Annotated in this window: 16 protein-coding genes and 1 CRISPR repeat array; of the genes, 10 read left to right on the top strand and 6 right to left on the bottom strand. The window is 54.5% G+C overall.

Annotated features, from left to right (window positions below; translation table 11 throughout):
• Positions 1-37: 37 nt before the first annotated feature.
• The gene (locus ACR2TX_RS12610) at positions 38-223 is read right to left on the bottom strand and encodes a hypothetical protein (protein WP_086135268.1); all 186 of its coding nucleotides are present in this window, start codon (positions 221-223) and stop codon (positions 38-40) included.
• Positions 224-369: 146 nt separating this feature from the next.
• Between ACR2TX_RS12610 and ACR2TX_RS12605 the strand changes: the two genes are divergently transcribed.
• From ACR2TX_RS12605 to cas2, 9 genes are all read left to right on the top strand, one after another.
• Positions 370-666 carry a type II toxin-antitoxin system Phd/YefM family antitoxin gene (locus ACR2TX_RS12605; RefSeq protein ID WP_077731143.1) on the top strand — a complete coding sequence of 99 codons (297 nt, stop codon included), beginning with the start codon at positions 370-372 and terminating at the stop codon, positions 664-666.
• Positions 663-1,085 carry a type II toxin-antitoxin system VapC family toxin gene (locus ACR2TX_RS12600; RefSeq protein ID WP_077731142.1) on the top strand — a complete coding sequence of 141 codons (423 nt, stop codon included), beginning with the start codon at positions 663-665 and terminating at the stop codon, positions 1,083-1,085. The genes ACR2TX_RS12605 and ACR2TX_RS12600 overlap by 4 nt, the downstream gene beginning before the upstream one ends.
• 77 nt (positions 1,086-1,162) lie before the next feature.
• A complete protein-coding gene (locus ACR2TX_RS12595) occupies positions 1,163-3,460 on the top strand; it encodes a CRISPR-associated endonuclease Cas3'' (RefSeq protein WP_434132301.1) in 2,298 nt (765 codons plus the stop codon).
• A 100-nt stretch (positions 3,461-3,560) separates the two neighbouring features.
• On the top strand, positions 3,561-4,298 hold the full coding sequence (gene cas5c / locus ACR2TX_RS12590; protein ID WP_077731140.1) for a type I-C CRISPR-associated protein Cas5c: 738 nt from the start codon (positions 3,561-3,563) through the stop codon (positions 4,296-4,298).
• Complete coding sequence (cas8c, locus tag ACR2TX_RS12585) at positions 4,291-6,039, top strand: type I-C CRISPR-associated protein Cas8c/Csd1 (protein ID WP_434132298.1); 1,749 nt, start codon at positions 4,291-4,293, stop codon at positions 6,037-6,039. The genes cas5c and cas8c overlap by 8 nt, the downstream gene beginning before the upstream one ends.
• A gap of 24 nt (positions 6,040-6,063) precedes the next feature.
• A complete protein-coding gene (gene cas7c / locus ACR2TX_RS12580; protein WP_077731138.1) occupies positions 6,064-7,059 on the top strand; it encodes a type I-C CRISPR-associated protein Cas7/Csd2 in 996 nt (331 codons plus the stop codon).
• Entirely contained in the window at positions 7,056-7,697 is a 642-nt protein-coding gene (gene cas4 / locus ACR2TX_RS12575) for a CRISPR-associated protein Cas4 (RefSeq protein WP_077731137.1), read from the top strand. Before cas7c ends, cas4 begins: the two co-directional genes overlap by 4 nt.
• On the top strand, positions 7,694-8,728 hold the full coding sequence (gene cas1c, locus ACR2TX_RS12570) for a type I-C CRISPR-associated endonuclease Cas1c (protein WP_077731136.1): 1,035 nt from the start codon (positions 7,694-7,696) through the stop codon (positions 8,726-8,728). The genes cas4 and cas1c overlap by 4 nt, the downstream gene beginning before the upstream one ends.
• A gap of 7 nt (positions 8,729-8,735) precedes the next feature.
• Positions 8,736-9,026: a CRISPR-associated endonuclease Cas2 gene (gene cas2, locus ACR2TX_RS12565; protein WP_077731135.1), complete on the top strand. Its 291-nt coding sequence runs from the start codon at positions 8,736-8,738 to the stop codon at positions 9,024-9,026.
• Between the two features lie 190 nt (positions 9,027-9,216).
• Positions 9,217-13,716: a CRISPR direct-repeat array (repeat unit 37 nt; unit sequence GTATCTCCCGGCTTAATAGCCGGGAGTGGATTGAAAC).
• A gap of 198 nt (positions 13,717-13,914) precedes the next feature.
• Here the strand turns inward: cas2 and ACR2TX_RS12560 are convergent.
• Positions 13,915-15,087 carry an NnrS family protein gene (locus ACR2TX_RS12560; protein ID WP_077728106.1) on the bottom strand — a complete coding sequence of 391 codons (1,173 nt, stop codon included), beginning with the start codon at positions 15,085-15,087 and terminating at the stop codon, positions 13,915-13,917.
• A 27-nt stretch (positions 15,088-15,114) separates the two neighbouring features.
• On the bottom strand, positions 15,115-15,477 hold the full coding sequence (locus ACR2TX_RS12555; protein WP_077728136.1) for a DUF488 domain-containing protein: 363 nt from the start codon (positions 15,475-15,477) through the stop codon (positions 15,115-15,117).
• Between the two features lie 168 nt (positions 15,478-15,645).
• On the opposite strand from ACR2TX_RS12555, the gene ACR2TX_RS12550 reads away from it, so the two are divergent.
• The gene (locus ACR2TX_RS12550; RefSeq protein WP_077728105.1) at positions 15,646-15,975 is read left to right on the top strand and encodes a DUF1820 family protein; all 330 of its coding nucleotides are present in this window, start codon (positions 15,646-15,648) and stop codon (positions 15,973-15,975) included.
• A 42-nt stretch (positions 15,976-16,017) separates the two neighbouring features.
• On the opposite strand, the gene ACR2TX_RS12545 is transcribed toward ACR2TX_RS12550, so the two are convergent.
• The 3 genes from ACR2TX_RS12545 to ACR2TX_RS12535 all read right to left on the bottom strand — a co-directional run bounded on the left by ACR2TX_RS12545 (position 16,018) and on the right by ACR2TX_RS12535 (position 17,929).
• The gene (locus tag ACR2TX_RS12545; protein WP_077728104.1) at positions 16,018-16,410 is read right to left on the bottom strand and encodes a ClpXP protease specificity-enhancing factor; all 393 of its coding nucleotides are present in this window, start codon (positions 16,408-16,410) and stop codon (positions 16,018-16,020) included.
• Positions 16,410-17,057: a glutathione S-transferase N-terminal domain-containing protein gene (locus ACR2TX_RS12540; protein ID WP_077728135.1), complete on the bottom strand. Its 648-nt coding sequence runs from the start codon at positions 17,055-17,057 to the stop codon at positions 16,410-16,412. Before ACR2TX_RS12540 ends, ACR2TX_RS12545 begins: the two co-directional genes overlap by 1 nt.
• Before the next feature lie 149 nt (positions 17,058-17,206).
• Complete coding sequence (locus tag ACR2TX_RS12535) at positions 17,207-17,929, bottom strand: cytochrome c1 (protein WP_077728103.1); 723 nt, start codon at positions 17,927-17,929, stop codon at positions 17,207-17,209.

The raw sequence follows: 17,929 nt of genomic DNA, 5'->3' as shown, positions 1-17,929 counted from the left end.
TTTTACCGATAGAGTTAGTGGCTCACGCCCTGAGCGACTACCTGTCGTAGAGTATCTCCGTCGTTACACCCATCGGAGATACGATCATGTTCAACGTCTTCTCTTCCATCCGCAAAATCCGGAACGCTCGGGCTTCTGCAAGCTCCGCCACCAGCCATCCCGCCTGTCCTTTACAGCCGAGCCCGTTATCCCGCCAAACGCCGGATGCTTCGGCGCGCGTCAACTACGATATTCCGACGTACATCCGACGCGGTATCAAACTCAGCAGCTTGAACTAAGAAACAAGCACGGAACGGCACGATAAATACCAAGCCGAGAATTCGATACAATGACCATATTAACTGGTCATATAGTATCGAGGTATCAATCATGGAAATCACCGCAGCGGAATTCAAAGCCAAATGTTTGAAACTGATGGACGAGGTCAGCAAAACCCATGAGCCCGTCGTCATCACCAAGCGAGGCAAACCGATTGCCAAACTGGTACCGATCGAAGAACCGTCGGAAACCCAATTCGGTTACATGAAAGGCACGGTCACCGTTCTGGGCGATGTCGTTTCCCCTATCGACGAACCCTGGAGCGCGTTAACGGGCGACGAGGATGATCTCTACCGTGATCTCGCGCCGGGTGGACAACCCAACGATGGATGCCGGGCAAATAAATGAACGGACTGTTGCTGGATACCCACGCGTGGCTTTGGTACGCGGAAGGCAATTCCGAGCGCTTGCCGGCGGATGCGGTCGCACATATCGAAGCCATGCGCCGACAGTCGAGACTATTCGTTTCCACGATTTCCATTTGGGAAATCGGCATGTTGCAGAACAAACGCAGACTTACGCTCTCGGCGGCGTTCAATGTTTGGGTCGAGCACGCAACGGCTCTACCGGGGCTTCGATCACTGCCTCTGGATGCCGAAAGCGCGGTGGAAAGCACCCAGCTTCCCGGATCGATCCACGGCGATCCCGCTGATCGTTTTCTTATCGCTATTGCGCGAGTCAAGGGGCTGCATCTGATGACCGCCGACGAGAAGATCGCCGAGTATGCGCGGGAAGGTTATCTCAAAGTTTTCGGTTTGGCGGGCTGAAGGAAATCACATTGCCCGAAGACGATGTAAAAGGCCCAAATCCCTTATTGGAGTCCATGTAAATGTATGGAGGTGCGGTGATCTACTATGCACACAGCGATAACAAGGCCGGATCCAAGCATCCACTAGCAGAGCATTTGCGGGACGTTTCGAAACTCGCAGGAAAATTCGCGGAAGCTTCCAGCTTCGCGGACGAAGCCGGCCTTGCCGGGCTCTTGCACGACCTCGGGAAATATGGCGATCGGTTTCAGGCACGGCTTGAAGGAAAGGACCATGGACTGGATCACTGGTCGATAGGTGCTTGGCTGGCGCTACAAAAGGACTATCAAGCCGTCGCTGCGGCGCTGGCGATTCAAGGTCATCACATTGGCCTGCAATACTTGCGCGGGTCCGAGTTGGCGAAACTAAACCCGACCAAGCTCGTTCAAAGCCATCCCCAACAACTCAGTTTGAGTGAAACGGATCTGGCAACCCTCAAATCACGCCTCCTCGCCGACGGTCTGACTCCGGCAAAGCCCGAGAAAACTGTCTGTGGAACGGAAATCAGATCGGGCTTCGATCTTATGCTCGACATTCGCCTGCTGTTCTCCGCCCTGGTCGATGCCGATTTCCTCGACACCGAAGCACATTTCCAAGGCGGACCGGACGGCAAGCGCCACCGGCCGGACGGGCCGAAGTTGCAAGCTAGCGATGCGCTGGAAATTCTGCTGGCCCATATCGACAAACTCGGCCGCAGTTCGAAGGCCGATCCCGGAGTGGCAAAAGTCCGACAATGGCTGCGCGACGACTGCCTGAGCGCCGCGGAACATCCGCCGGGGCTATTCACACTGACGGCACCGACCGGCAGCGGAAAAACCCTCGCCATGCTCGCCTTCGCCCTGGCGCATGCTGCGAAATACGAATTACGACGGGTGGTCGTCGTCATCCCGTATCTCTCGATCATCGAACAGACGGCTGCCATTTACCGAAGTCTGTTCGAACCGCACTTCGGTACCGACTATGTCTTGGAACATCACTCGCTGGCCGGTTTGGGGAAGGAAGAGTGCGGGTCCGATGCGGAGGGGGAATTTGGTGACTCCGACGAACGCCGACGGCGACAACTCTCGGAGAACTGGGATGCGCCGATCATCGTTACGACCAGCGTGCAGATGTTGGAATCATTGTTTTCGAACCGGCCGTCCGCCTGCCGCAAGCTTCACCGCCTGCCCCGGTCCGTGATTCTGTTTGACGAGGTCCAAACGCTGCCCGCGCCGCTGGCAGTACCGACGCTGGCGACGCTTACTCACTTGGCTCACGCCCATAAGAGCAGCGTCGTGTTCGCGACGGCAACGCAGCCGGCGTTCGAGCATTTGCACGCCCATGTTCGAACGCATGCGCCAGCGGACTGGCAGCCTCAAAAAGTCGTTCCGGCACCGGAGCGCCTATTTACACCGATGCAGCGAGTTAAAAGAATATGGGCTGATCCAAGCCAGCCCGTAGTTTGGCCGGAATTGGCCGAGCAAATCCGTGAAAAACAGCAAATCCTGTGCATCGTCAATCTCAAGCGTCACGCGCGTAAGCTTTGGGAAGAGTTCGACGATCCGAATACCTTTCACCTTTCCACAAATCTTTGCCCTGCGCACCGGCAAGTGTTGTTGGCGGATATCCGTGAACGGCTTGCCACGGATAAACCAGTACGCCTGATCGCCACCCAATGCGTGGAAGCCGGTGTGGACCTGGACTTCCCATCGGTTTTTCGCGCTTATGGCCCGCTCGAAGCTATCATCCAAGCTGAAGGCCGTTGCAACCGAGAGGGAAGACTCGTCGATTTGGGAGAGCTGCGGATATTCATGCCCGAAGACGAAAACTATCCACCGGGCGGTTACCGCCAAGCTGCGCAAATCACCAAGATGCTGTTACAGCGGTTCGGGCCGGAAGGCATGACATTGGATAACCCCGATTTCATCACGGCCTACTATCGGGAGCTTTACGACATCGGAAAACCGGAGGCTTCGAAAAAAACGGAGGAACTCCTCCAATATGTCCGGGAAGGCTCCTTTCCGGATGTTGCTCGCACTTACCGCCTGATCGAACAGGATGCCATTAACGTAATAGTGCCCTACCAGGGAGAAATGGCCTTGTTCGAAGAACTCCTCCGGATGGCGGAAGAAACCGGATTAACCGGAGAGTTCATCAGAAAGGCACGACCGCTCGCTGTCAGCCTGTTTCGCCCCGAATCTGGTAGCCCGGTATGGGACAGTCTGTTGGAAGTTCAGACTCTGAAAAAAGGGCGACGGGGGCGACAAGAAGAATGGTATATCGCCGCGAAATCCGAGCACTATCATCCGCAATTGGGTTTCATGCCGCCGGAAAGCTTGAATTTGTGGATTGCATGAACCATGCGATTAAATCAGTCATCAGCCGCCGAATAAGACTCACTACTACAATTGATCGAGTGCATTGCTCGTTCGAATTATGACAAAGGGGGGATTACTCATGCGTGGACAAACGCACTGCTTGGAAGTGTGGGGCGATTTCGCTTGCTTCACCAGGCCGGAAATGAAGGTCGAGCGCTTCAGTTACCCCGTCATTACGCCGTCCGCCGCCCGCGGCATCTTCGACGCGATTTATTTCAAACGGAGTTACGGGTTCTACTGGCAAATAGAGCGGGTAGAAGTTTTGGCATTTCCGAAATACGTCGCTCTGCGCCGCAATGAAGTAAAAGACAAAGCTCCCAGCGAACGCACGCTGTGGGCATGGATGGAACGAAGAGAGGAACCCGAACCATTGTGGGCGGACGGCGATCGGGACTCCCTCGGCACCGATCAGAAAGGGCGCACACAAAGGCAAACCATGGCGCTTCAAGACGTGCGCTACCGGATTCACGCCCATATTCGGTTACGACACGAAACCCACGACATTCGCGAACTCGACGAACAATTCGCCCGCCGTGCACGAACCGGCAAATGCTTTTACCAGCCCTATTTCGGCTGCCGCGAATTCCCGGCTTATTTCGAACCCGTCGACGAGACCTCTCCGCGGAAACCAGCAATCGGCCTCGATTTGGATTTGGGTTGGATGCTGTATGACGTATTCGACTTGAATCTTGCCAACGATTCTTTCGGAAAACCCTCCATCAGCGTATTCCACGCTCGAATGTCACGCGGAGTGATCGAAATTCCGCCCTATAACAGTTCCGAAGTCCGTAAGAACGAGGAAGCCGGACATGCTTGATTCGGTTCTTAAGCAAGCCGGTAACTCCGAGCCAGGCTTTTCCGAAAAGACCGTCAAATGGCTGATTACCTGCACGAGCGAAGGGCAATTTACCGGGCTGGTCTCTTTAGGCGAAGGCAGAGGCCGTACATTTTCTTCCTGCCCGAATCTGACCCAACCCGAATTGGTCGGCGGCGGTGAGGTACGCAGTCATTTCCTGATCGAAGGACTCCCTACTGTCGCTCTGTATCTTGATCCGAAAGCCGACGAAAAAGAGAAAGCCAAGTTCGAAGCAAAGCACGCGTATTTCATTCATCTACTTAAGCAGGCCGCGGAGCATGCGCCGTATTTGACTGTTGCGGCGAGCCTTCTAGAAAATCCCGAGGCGCTGGCAGCAATTCGGGAAGAACTGCGCGGAGCTAAAGCCAAGTTCACCGAAACCGCAACGCTGCGTATCGACTCCATCACTCCCTTAGAACGAGACGAATGGCGGAACTGGTGGCGGACATTCCGCTCGGGCCTACGAACCGCAAAAGGTAGAAAAGCATCGCCGATGCGCTGTCTCGTTACCGGGGAACTGATCGAGCCAGCCCCTACTCATCCCAAAATCAGCGGCTTGGCAAGCGTAGGGGGTCTCCCTGCCGGTGACGTCCTGGTGGGTTTCGACAAAGCCGCATTTCAATCCTACGGACTGGATCAATCGGCCAACGCCGCCATGTCCGAGGAAATCGCAACGGCCTACACGGAAACCCTCAAACAGCTCATCGCCAAAAAGAGCGTCAAACTCGCCAACACTCTTGCCGTCTATTGGTACACCGAGACTCCCGAACTACCTGATGAAGAGAATCCGCTCAGCTGGATAACCGAAGCACCGGAACTGACCGCCGCAGGCGCCGAAGCCCTGGCCCGCGATCTGCTAGAAGCCATCCGCGAGGGCAAGCGCCCCGACCTTGCCAACAATCGTTATGTCGCCCTGATGCTATCCGGCCAAGCCGGCAGAGTCATGGTGCGGGACGTAATGCAGGGCTGTTTCGAGGAGCTTACTGAGTGTGTTGGTAATTGGTTCGATGACTTGGCCATCGTTACCCGCGATGGCAAAAGCGTGGCCAAATCGCCCAAGTTTCTCGCTGTAGCCGGAAGCTTGGTCCGCGATCTCAAGGATTTACCTTCGCCCTGGCTCCAACAGCTTTGGCGAGCGGCGATAACCGGCGCGCCGATTCCAACCTTCGCTTTGGCGCAAGCGGTTCTGCGCGCCCGCATCGACGTCATCAACCACAACCTCGCATCCCATCCCCGCATGGGTCTCTTGAAAGCCTTTCACATCCGACAAGGAGATCGAGCCATGAGCGCATATTTGAATCCGGAACATCCAAACTCCGCCTATCACTGCGGCCGTTTGCTGGCCGTCTTCGCTAGACTGCAACGAGCCGCTCTGGGCGATGTCGGCGCCGGTGTCGTGCAACGCTACTACACGGCCGCCAGCCAAACGCCGGGACTGGTATTGGGACGATTGGCCGCGAACGCCAAAAATCATTTAAGCAAGCTGGAGGGAGGCTTGGCGTGGTGGTACGAAAACCAGATCGCCGACGTAATGAGCCGGATTCGCGACCAAATTCCAGGCACCTTGACCTTGGAAAATCAAAGCCTGTTCGCCCTCGGTTATTACCAGCAGCTCGCCGCATTGAATGCCGGCAAAGGCAATGGCAATAGAAATTCAGGCATAGAGACTGATCAAAGCACTTCACCCGAATCACAAGACTAACAACAACGACAAGGATCACGGACTATGGCTATCGTAAACCGTTACGAATTCCTGTTTCTGTTCGACTGCGAAAACGGCAACCCCAACGGCGACCCGGATGCGGGCAATGCGCCCAGGATCGATCCCGAAGATATGCGAGGACTGGTTTCGGATGTCGCTTTGAAACGGCGGGTGCGGAACTATGTACAGATAGCGCGAAATAACCAGATGCCCAACGCCATTCTGGTGGAGCATGCCACCAATATGAACCGGCCGATACTTAAGGCGCATGAAGAAACCGGGGGTATCCCGGAAAAAGGAGCGTCCAAGAAAAAGGTCGGCGAAGCTAGGAAATGGATGTGCCAAAGCTTTTTCGACGTACGCACATTCGGCGCCGTAATGAGCACCGGCACTAACGCTGGTCAGGTACGCGGCCCGGTCCAATTCACTTTCGCCCGATCGCTCGACCCGGTCCTGCCGCTGGATATTTCCATTACGCGCATGGCCGTTGCCGAGGACGTCAAAGGCGCAAAAACGTCGGCGGAATTTCAGCAGTGGGAGGAAGAACAGCCCGAAGACAAACTCCGCACCATGGGCCGCAAAAACCTGATTCCCTATGGTCTCTATGCTGCCAAGGGTTTCATCAGCGCCAATCTAGCCCAAGATACAGGCTTCGGCGACGACGATTTGGCCTTGTTTTGGGAGGCGCTCGCCAATATGTACGACCATGACCGTTCCGCCAGCAAGGGTTTTATGTCGTGTCGCGGCCTTTACGTGTTCAAGCATGTCGGCACCGATTCGAATCTGGAACAGCGCAAACGCCAAGCGATGCTCGGTTGCGCTCCCGCTCACAAGCTGCTGGATATTGGCAGGACCCCGGAGGAAGGCAAAGTAATCGAGATTTGGCTGAAGAAACAACTTGAGACGGCATCGCCCCGTCGCTTCAACGATTACGAAATCAATGTCCGCGCAGATAGGATCCCCGCCGGTGTAGAACTCTGGATGTGGGACGCTGAACGCGGGGCGTTGGTCAAGCAATGACCGACACAAAACCACCTGATCTCATCCCCCTCTCCGCTCTCAACCAATACGCCTATTGCGCGCGGCGCTGCTTCCTCATTCACGGTGAGGGCGAGTTCACGGACAACGTGCATACCGTGAGCGGATCGCGGGAACACGAACGGGTCGATAACGCCGGCTATGAACACAAAGCCGATGTCCGGGTCGAGTATGCGGTACCCGTTTGGTCGGATCGCTTGGGGCTGACCGGGAAATGCGACGTACTGGAGTTTCGAGATGACGGAACGATTTATCCCGTGGAATACAAGCACGGTCCCAAACGGCGCTGGCTAAACGATGACCTGCAGCTCGCAGCTCAAGCCATGTGCGTGGAAGAAATAACCGGCAAACTCGCGCCCAAGGGAGCGATCTTTCACCAAAAATCGCGACGACGGCGCGAAGTGATTATCGACGATTCCCTTCGCTCGCTGGTGAAAGAGACGGCCTCAGCAATTCGCTCGATGCTTGCCGCAGGCGTCAGCCCACCTCCTATCGAGGACTCACGGCGTTGCGGGGAATGCTCTCTCAAGACGATATGCGAACCGGAGCTTCTGCGGGCGGTTGCCCATGTATCGAAATTGGCAGCCGGTCTGTTCCAGCCTGAAGAGGACGCCGTATGACCGTTCTTCTCAACACCCTTTACATCACCACGCCGGATGCATACTTGCGCCTCGAAGGCGAAACCGTGTGTGTGATGATCGAAGAGGAAAAACGGCTACAGGTACCGCTGCATCATTTGGGAGCCTTCGTGCTGTTCGATCATGTAATGCTGAGCCCGGCACTGCTGGGGCGCTGCGCGGAGGATGGCCGCTCCATCGTTTGGCTGGACCGGTCGGGACGCTTCAAGGCACGGCTCGAAGGCCCGGTCAACGGCAACGTGCTGCTGCGCCAGGCCCAGTATCGGGCGGCCGACGACGAGTCGCAAACGCTGGCAATCGCCCGCGCCACCGTCGCCGGCAAGCTGCGCAACAGCCGCCAGGTGCTCATGCGGGGTGCACGGGAAACCGACAGCCCGCCGGAGCGGGACGCACTGGTTCAGGCGGCGCGTCTCATCGCCAATCAGATCCGCAAGATCCCCCAAGCGGACAATCTCGACACGTTGCGGGGGCTCGAAGGCGATTCCGCGCGCATTTACTTCGATGCCCTGCCCTATCTGATGAAGCCGTCGGCCCGCGAAGCTTTTCCTTTCTCGACCCGAAACCGCCGCCCGCCGCGAGACCGCTTCAATGCTCTGATCTCGTTTCTCTACGCCTTGAAGCTGGCCGACTGCCGATCGGCGCTGGAAACGGTCGGGCTCGATCCGCAACTGGGATTCCTTCACGCGGTTCGGCCGGGGCGTCCGGCACTGGCGCTCGATTTGTTGGAGGAATTCCGCGCGCCCCTGTGCGATCGGCTCGCGCTGACCCTGATCAATCGCGGCCAGATTCAACCCAAGGATTTCGACGAACGGGAAGGCGGTGCGGTGCTGCTCAACGACAGCGGCCGGAAGACCGTGATCGCCGCGTATCAAACCCGCAAGCAGGAAACCTTGAAGCATCCGGTGCTGGATGCCGAGGTATCCATCGGTCTCTTGGCGCAATTGCAGGCGAGGCTGTTGGCCCGCTATCTACGCGGCGATATCCCGCACTACGTTCCCTTCCTGAACCGCTGAGGTAAACATGTTGCTTCTGGTCAGTTACGACGTCTCGACCGAAACCTCGGAAGGCCGCCGACGGCTCCGGCGAGTCGCCAAGGTCTGCCTCAACTACGGTCAGCGTGTGCAAAAATCGGTGTTCGAGTGCAAGGTCGAGCCGATGCAACTGGAAATCTTGAAGAACGACCTGCTGGACATCATCAATGAAGAGGAAGACAGCTTGCGGATTTACCGCATCGTAGAGCCGCTTGAAAAAAACGTCATGGAATTCGGCAAGTTCAAGGCGGTCGACTTTACGGATACCTTGATCGTATGAGTGCTCTGCCGATGCGCGAACTGGAAGCAATGGCAAAATGCCGGGACATTCGCGCAGACCATAAACTTATGACTTTATTCCCTTTCGTTGCCAAGAATTCAAAATTTCTTCCGGCTTTGACACTCCCGGTCCTCCCGTTCGCGCTTTCCTGCCGTTTTTTCCTGATTTATTCTTGCTTTGCCGAAAGGCTGTATCTCCCGGCTTAATAGCCGGGAGTGGATTGAAACAGCAAGGTTTTGGACGGTTCAACGGCTGAGGATTTAGCGTATCTCCCGGCTTAATAGCCGGGAGTGGATTGAAACTCAATGGGTTCTGGCAAAAAACCTGTCCGAAATAGTATCTCCCGGCTTAATAGCCGGGAGTGGATTGAAACTCCGATTCGATTGATCTCCGCTGGAATTTGCGGAAGTATCTCCCGGCTTAATAGCCGGGAGTGGATTGAAACTTACAGTGAGCATTAGTTATACACACATTTCCTTAGTATCTCCCGGCTTAATAGCCGGGAGTGGATTGAAACGCGAGATAGCCGACATTGCCCAAATGCTCCAGCCGTATCTCCCGGCTTAATAGCCGGGAGTGGATTGAAACCAATAAATGGCCATCACTGCTACCGAAATCGAGTGTATCTCCCGGCTTAATAGCCGGGAGTGGATTGAAACTCTCAACCACGGAGTTAAATCCATGTATTTTCTAAGTATCTCCCGGCTTAATAGCCGGGAGTGGATTGAAACATCGCGGGCGTAACGGGCGCAATCTCGGTATACGGTATCTCCCGGCTTAATAGCCGGGAGTGGATTGAAACCGCCTCCGCACGCAGCATAAGTTCCAGTCGTGCCGTATCTCCCGGCTTAATAGCCGGGAGTGGATTGAAACTAAAAGCAGGTAAGTAATGGCGAAACGAGGCGTGAGTATCTCCCGGCTTAATAGCCGGGAGTGGATTGAAACCTGCGTATCGGTATTGGGCGTAATGGCCGCAATCGGTATCTCCCGGCTTAATAGCCGGGAGTGGATTGAAACCTCGATAGTGTTCTGAGTACAGATAAACCGTGTCAGTATCTCCCGGCTTAATAGCCGGGAGTGGATTGAAACTTCTTGCGCCTGTTGCTTGAGATAGGCAACGCCGCGTATCTCCCGGCTTAATAGCCGGGAGTGGATTGAAACGCGGTTTAACCCTCAATCCAGTTGAATGCCTTATGTATCTCCCGGCTTAATAGCCGGGAGTGGATTGAAACTCGTCGACCGTGCACTTCTCCCGCCAGGTGCGCAGTGTATCTCCCGGCTTAATAGCCGGGAGTGGATTGAAACATTTATTGGCCTTCGCTTTCAGCCGCTTATGCTTTGGTATCTCCCGGCTTAATAGCCGGGAGTGGATTGAAACTTGATCGCGTCATGGGCGGGTATCACAAATCCGAGTATCTCCCGGCTTAATAGCCGGGAGTGGATTGAAACATATCCCATACCCGCCCCGGTAGTTATTCACCCACGTATCTCCCGGCTTAATAGCCGGGAGTGGATTGAAACCCTCGTGGCGTTGAGCGCTACACCGATGCGATGTGGTATCTCCCGGCTTAATAGCCGGGAGTGGATTGAAACTTGCAGCGTAACAGTACGCAACAAATCGTTGAATGTGTATCTCCCGGCTTAATAGCCGGGAGTGGATTGAAACCTTAGCTGTAATCGTTTTACTGCTCAATGTGTCAGACAAGTATCTCCCGGCTTAATAGCCGGGAGTGGATTGAAACTACGAAGATTCGATGAAAGAACAAATTGCACGGGAGTATCTCCCGGCTTAATAGCCGGGAGTGGATTGAAACAATCGGAACGACGACGGAGACATAGCAATCAACGGTATCTCCCGGCTTAATAGCCGGGAGTGGATTGAAACTTCTCGGCCAGTTCCTTTTGCATTACAGCGCTATGTATCTCCCGGCTTAATAGCCGGGAGTGGATTGAAACTCACTCGGGACGGCTGCATGTCGGCGTGATGATCGGTATCTCCCGGCTTAATAGCCGGGAGTGGATTGAAACTTCTTTCAGTTTTTGATATTCGACCCAGTTTCCAGTATCTCCCGGCTTAATAGCCGGGAGTGGATTGAAACGTCTTTGAAGTAGCTATTAGCAATTTCCTGTAGGGTATCTCCCGGCTTAATAGCCGGGAGTGGATTGAAACTTGTAGTCATCGTATCGGCACCATGAGCCTTTAATTCGTATCTCCCGGCTTAATAGCCGGGAGTGGATTGAAACGTTAACCGCGCTATCAATCATGTAGCCGATTCCGGTATCTCCCGGCTTAATAGCCGGGAGTGGATTGAAACTATTCACGACAGGCAAATACGGCGATTGCATCGGATGTATCTCCCGGCTTAATAGCCGGGAGTGGATTGAAACAACCATGCCTAGCGGCGTGAGTATGTCGCAAGAAGTATCTCCCGGCTTAATAGCCGGGAGTGGATTGAAACTTCACGAGCTTAGTAGCATCACCGGAACGGTTAAGGGTATCTCCCGGCTTAATAGCCGGGAGTGGATTGAAACCAGGTGCCTATATTGATGTGGGCGGGGCCGGTGTAGTATCTCCCGGCTTAATAGCCGGGAGTGGATTGAAACGCATCCCGGTTGATCGTGAACGCCGCCAGGCTGTTGTATCTCCCGGCTTAATAGCCGGGAGTGGATTGAAACTGGATATGCTTGTTTGTATAACTCCATCCTCGAGTATCTCCCGGCTTAATAGCCGGGAGTGGATTGAAACTACAGAAAACTATCGCCTCGCGAGCTTGAAGCGCGAGGTATCTCCCGGCTTAATAGCCGGGAGTGGATTGAAACATTTTATGGCGGCTATGCGGCTCAGGCCGGAAACGTATCTCCCGGCTTAATAGCCGGGAGTGGATTGAAACTTCACCCCTTTTGTGTGCTCCCTAAACCACCGGCGTATCTCCCGGCTTAATAGCCGGGAGTGGATTGAAACATCGTCCGATCCCGGCTCGCTCTCGAAGCAGGCGCGTATCTCCCGGCTTAATAGCCGGGAGTGGATTGAAACAACACGGATGAAAAATATGGCAGCAACGAGGAAGTATCTCCCGGCTTAATAGCCGGGAGTGAATTGAAACTTCCACGGCCCCGCTGTTACCACACTGATCCATGTGTATCTCCCGGCTTAATAGCCGGGAGTGGATTGAAACCATATCCCCATGCTCATGCCGGTGAATACCCCAATGTATCTCCCGGCTTAATAGCCGGGAGTGGATTGAAACAAATAGTATCAAAACGACAATATGTTAAACGCACCACGTATCTCCCGGCTTAATAGCCGGGAGTGGATTGAAACAGACATTTCACGCATGACCATGTATAGGCTTTTGAGTATCTCCCGGCTTAATAGCCGGGAGTCGATTGAAACATTGTTATAGGCTTTTATGGTCTCAGGGAATAACGTATCTCCCGGCTTAATAGCCGGGAGTGGATTGAAACTTCGAGCTTAAAATGAACCACCCACCAATTAAAAGGTATCTCCCGGCTTAATAGCCGGGAGTGGATTGAAACGCATTACGAATTAACAGCGCTTGACGCTTTAACGGTATCTCCCGGCTTAATAGCCGGGAGTGGATTGAAACGGTATAAGGACCGTACCCCGGCCGCGCCAATCCGAGCGTATCTCCCGGCTTAATAGCCGGGAGTGGATTGAAACATGAGTACACCTACCAGTAACGGCACCATTTGTAATGTATCTCCCGGCTTAATAGCCGGGAGTGGATTGAAACACATATCGGTCTAACCTAAAGACTCTCATCCCGCGTATCTCCCGGCTTAATAGCCGGGAGTGGATTGAAACCATGATTCACGACCCATGGACGATGACCTGGGGCAGTATCTCCCGGCTTAATAGCCGGGAGTGGATTGAAACTTTACTCCGGTAAAGGGCAATCCTTTGCCCTCTTGTATCTCCCGGCTTAATAGCCGGGAGTGGATTGAAACCCGAGTGATCTCGATGACCGCACAGGGGGCGGTGCGTATCTCCCGGCTTAATAGCCGGGAGTGGATTGAAACTTCGAGCTTAAAATGAACCACCCACCAATTAAAAATGTATCTCCCGGCTTAATAGCCGGGAGTGGATTGAAACATCCGCAAACGATTTATATGTGGAATAATCTTGCGTATCTCCCGGCTTAATAGCCGGGAGTGGATTGAAACCGATCATTCGTCAGATTTACGCGGCGCTATTTTGTCGTATCTCCCGGCTTAATAGCCGGGAGTGGATTGAAACAGGACGTGAAAATCTTATGCAAAAAAGCTTTACATGTATCTCCCGGCTTAATAGCCGGGAGTGGATTGAAACAATAAAAGACCGAGCGTAGTGAACTTCCTGTCGTAGTATCTCCCGGCTTAATAGCCGGGAGTGGATTGAAACTTCTCGGCTAGTTCCTTCTGCATTACAGCGCTATCGTATCTCCCGGCTTAATAGCCGGGAGTGGATTGAAACCAATTCGCCGTCACGTAATGCGTCATGAAATCGTGTATCTCCCGGCTTAATAGCCGGGAGTGGATTGAAACATGATTGCCCATTTAATTTTATGGGCAGAAGCGCGCGTATCTCCCGGCTTAATAGCCGGGAGTGGATTGAAACTTTATTAGGTCGCGGTTTTCATGATTTGATCCAGAGTATCTCCCGGCTTAATAGCCGGGAGTGGATTGAAACTTCACCAGGGAAATACCAACATCCCAGTCGAGACCGTTAAGGAAGCTCTGATCAAGTCCTTCGACAGGCTCAGGACGAACGGTAATGTATTGATTCCGTTCGTGGTGAGCCCTTCGACTCGGCTCAGGACAGGCTTGTCGAACGCTCTCCTGAGCCTGTCGAAGGGGCATGAACGGAATCCACTTGTTCAGAGCTTCCTTAAGACGTGAGGCGCGGTGCGAGCAAGATGGGGAGGTAGCGCACCAGAAACAGCAGATAGGCCGCGACCCAGAACCCTATCGCGGCTAACATGGGTAGACCATCCGGTTGCGCGAAAAGCCGGAAAACGGTTCCGAGGGTCATCATTGCGAAAGCGGCGGTCATCGAAGGAAAGGCTCGCAATGGCCGTCCGGTGTGGCCGAGCGCGACTCGAGCCGCGACACCCAGAATCATCGTGCCGATAGCCCCGTAGCCGAGCGCATGCAGACCGCTATCCCAAAGTCCCGGATGATCGAACAGCAGACTCGTTCCGAGCAAGGCCAGCCCGATGGGTATCCAGGCATAGCCGACGTGCAGAATCCAGAGCAGCGGTTCCGGATAGGCCAGCCAACCGCGCCATCGAGCGAGGCGGATGAACTGGAATACGGACGCAATGACGCCCAGTGAGCCGATTTCCGCCGAGTGGGGCCAAAAAACGAAGCCTAGGGCAAACAACAGGCTTACCGCGACGGTGGTGCCCTCGAATCGGTCGAAGGGAGGCAAACTTGTCCCGAGCTGAGGACGATTCAGACGCAGCCAGTTCTGAGTGAAGCTGGGAATGATCCGGCCGCCGATCAGCAGGATCATGCCGATCACGAGACATAACCCGATGCGCAATGCGGCCTCCTGTCCCGCCACATCGCCGGATGCCACGAAGAAGAAATATGCCTCGGTTGCGAGAAATGCAAATAGCAAACCCAGCACTTTATAGTTTCGGGTATTCCGGACCGCGATGACCTCGCGGGAAACGAGCGCCAGCATTCCTCCCCAAAACAGGACACTGGCCGAAGCCCATAAACTGCTGCCGAAAAGACTTGGAAGGAAAGCGCCTATCCGGGCCGCGCCCCAAAGCACACACAGTATCATCAGTGGCGTTCCCGCAACCGGAGGCCGGCCGGTCCAGGTAGCGACGGCCGTCAATAAAAACCCCGCAATCGCTGCTCCGGCGAACCCGAAGATCATTTCATGCCCGTGCCGAACCGCGGCGGGCAATGCATCCGGCCAGGCCAGGACTCCGCTAAGGTGAAGCCCCCAAGCCGAGATAGCCAGAACGGCGTAAACACCCACCAGCAGGAAAAAGGCGCGGAAGGCATAGCTGAACAAAACGCGGGAATCGAAATGGATAGGGTCCATAAATCAGTCGCTCCAATGTACGATACCTTAAGCCAAAGGCGAGGATAAGCGCTTCAAAAGATACTCCGCCAAAGCCACCGCACTGTTGTGCTCGGTGTCGCGAGCGCTGTAGAGCAAGGTGATCCTTCCGCGAGCGGCAGCCTCCAGGAGCGGCCGGAGCACCTCGGGGTTTCGGTCCAGTTCGGTAAAATAACGCCGCCTGAATTCGTCCCATTTTGAAGGGTCATGGCCGAACCAGCGCCGCAGATCGCCGCTCGGTGCCGCCTCTTTGATCCAGGCCGTCATCGCCAACGCCTCTTTTTTGATTCCTCTCGGCCAGAGCCGCTCGACCAGGAAGCGTTCTCCATCGCCAGCAGCCGGCATCTCGTAGACCCGTTTCACACTTACCATGAAGACTCCTCGCGAAACCACGAAATCGATGGCAACTAACATACAGTCAGCCGGCCGCGCGAAATGCTTGAGGCTGACAGCAACGTACGTCGAGTGCGCTAATTGCCTTATAATAAGCCCCACGTCCCGTCCGCCCCGAACCACCTCCCCAATACCTAGCTAACTATCATGTCGGATAATCTGATTTACAAGGTCGTCTTTATCAATCAGAACCAGGTTTACGAAATGTATGCCAAGCGGGTTTTCCAGGGCGAGATGTTCGGATTCGTGGTGATTGAGGATTTTATTTTCGGCGAGACCACATCCGTGGTCGTAGATCCTTATGAAGAGAAGCTAAAGACGGAATTTGCCAATGTCCGGCGCTCATTCATTCCGATGCATGAAATCATTCGCATCGATCAGGTGGAACGCCGCGGGACCGCCAAGATCATTCCCCTCGATCGGGAGGCGGGTCAATCGGGCAAAGTCACGAAGTTTTACGTGCCGGACAAGTCGTAGCGCACACGTTTGTCGGCAAAGGATTGCCGACCTACAAGTGAGTTACTTGACGACCTTGAGCACCGGCTTTTTCTTCGTGCTAGGTGTCTGAGGCGCGGAATCGGCGGGTGGAGGCGTGTCGTCATCTCCCTCATCGTCGAAAATCATTCCTTTTCCGTTTTCTTGCGCATATATAGCCAGAACTGCGCGCATCGGGACGGTTATTTGCATCGGCGTTCCGCCGAATCGGGCACCGAACTCGACCTCTTGATTACCCAGAGACAAGCCGTGCACGGCTTGCGGCCGCAAATTCAGCACGATCTTTCCGTCTTGAACGTACTGCCTGGGCACGACGACACCCTGCGCCTCGGCATCGACGAGCAGATAGGGCGTGAATTGGTTATCGACTATCCAGTCGTATATCGCTCGTATCAAATACGGCTTGAGCGAAGTCATCAGGCACTCAGCGGCTCGGCAAAAGAGGTTAAATCCCGCTCTTGTTCACTTAAACTGGCTTGAAACGCATCGCGCTCAAACAAGTGTCGAGCATAGGCCGTAATCGCCTCCGCCTGTTTCGGCAGATCTATGCCCAACGTGGGCAAGCGCCAAAGCAGCGGAGCGAGCGTACAGTCTACCAAAGAAAATTCGTCACTGAGAAAATAAGGCTTGGAAGCGAATGCCGGAGCCGCGGCAATAAGACTGTCCCGCAGCAGTTTCTTCGCTTTGGTGTCCTTTTTATCCTCCGAACTTTCGATTTCGTCCAGCAATCGGTACCAATCCTGGTCGATACGATGGACCAACATGCGAGCCCGCGCTCTCGATACGGGGTCCATGGGGTGCAACGGCGGATGAGGAAAACGTTCGTCCAAGTATTCCATGATGATCCGGGACTCGTACAGCACCAGATCGCGGTCCACCATCGTCGGGGTGTTCCCGTGGGGATTCAGCGCAAGCAATTCTTCCGGCGGCTGATTGGCATCGACATATTCGATATCCGCCGCAATTCCTTTTTCGAATAAAACAATCCGTGTTCTGTGGCTATAGGCGCAGGTCGGGGAACAAAAAAGCGTCATTACCGATTTGCGACTGGCAGTGGTTGCCACGCTGAACACCTCAAGAAAGACTAAAAGGTTCCGGTTGGAAAAAATTAACGGTTGGCGCACCGGCCTCCGCCGGGAAAAGTCGTTCGCTGCGAGCGCCTACGAACATCATCGGTTTCCAACCGGCCGGCCGCTCATTTTACCATTAAACCTCAATGAATATTCTTCCAATATTCTTTCTTCAATCGGTACATGATTACCGCCAGCACCACTAGGAATAAGATGACGTATTTTCCGAGCGGAAGACGTTGAAGCTTGGAAGGCTCCGACACATATGCAAGAAAGTTGACGATGTCCGTCAGGGCTTGGTCGAATTCCTTAGGCGGCATCTCGCCTTTCTTGACCAGCCGAACGTCGATGACCGCATCTGCGCCATTGATCTTCTTGATCACAGGCTCTTGAGTGCCTTGCAGCTCCCATAAGACATTGGGCATCGCTACGTCCGGAGAAACCAGATTGTTTACCCCGAACGGCCGCTTGGGATCGGTATAAAAGCCTTTGAGATAGCTATAGACCCAATCCCCGCCCTTGGCCCGCACGACGAGAGAAAGATCGGGCGGCGCCACGCCGAAGGCGTTTTCCCCATCCTCCTTGCTCATCGCGGTCTCGAGATAGTCGTGAATTTTGACATTGCCGAACATGAACTCGCGTCGCATGGTGTCCTCGCTGAGCTCCAGGTCCTTGGCGATCCGCGAGTAGCGAATCTGCTTCGCGGAATGGCACCCCATGCAGTAGTTGGCGAAGAAACCGGCTCCTCTCCGAACCGAATCGGTATCGAAAATATCCACATCGGCGTCCAAGAGTGGCTTTACCGGATCTACCGCAGACGCAGCAAAAGAAAATAACAACAGTGCTATGCCGAATGCCGTTTTCAT

It is taken from the genome of Methylocaldum sp. GT1BB (genome assembly GCF_051027545.1).
Classification (GTDB): Bacteria; Pseudomonadota; Gammaproteobacteria; order Methylococcales; family Methylococcaceae; genus Methylocaldum.
This window is presented reverse-complemented; position numbering and strand designations above follow the sequence as displayed.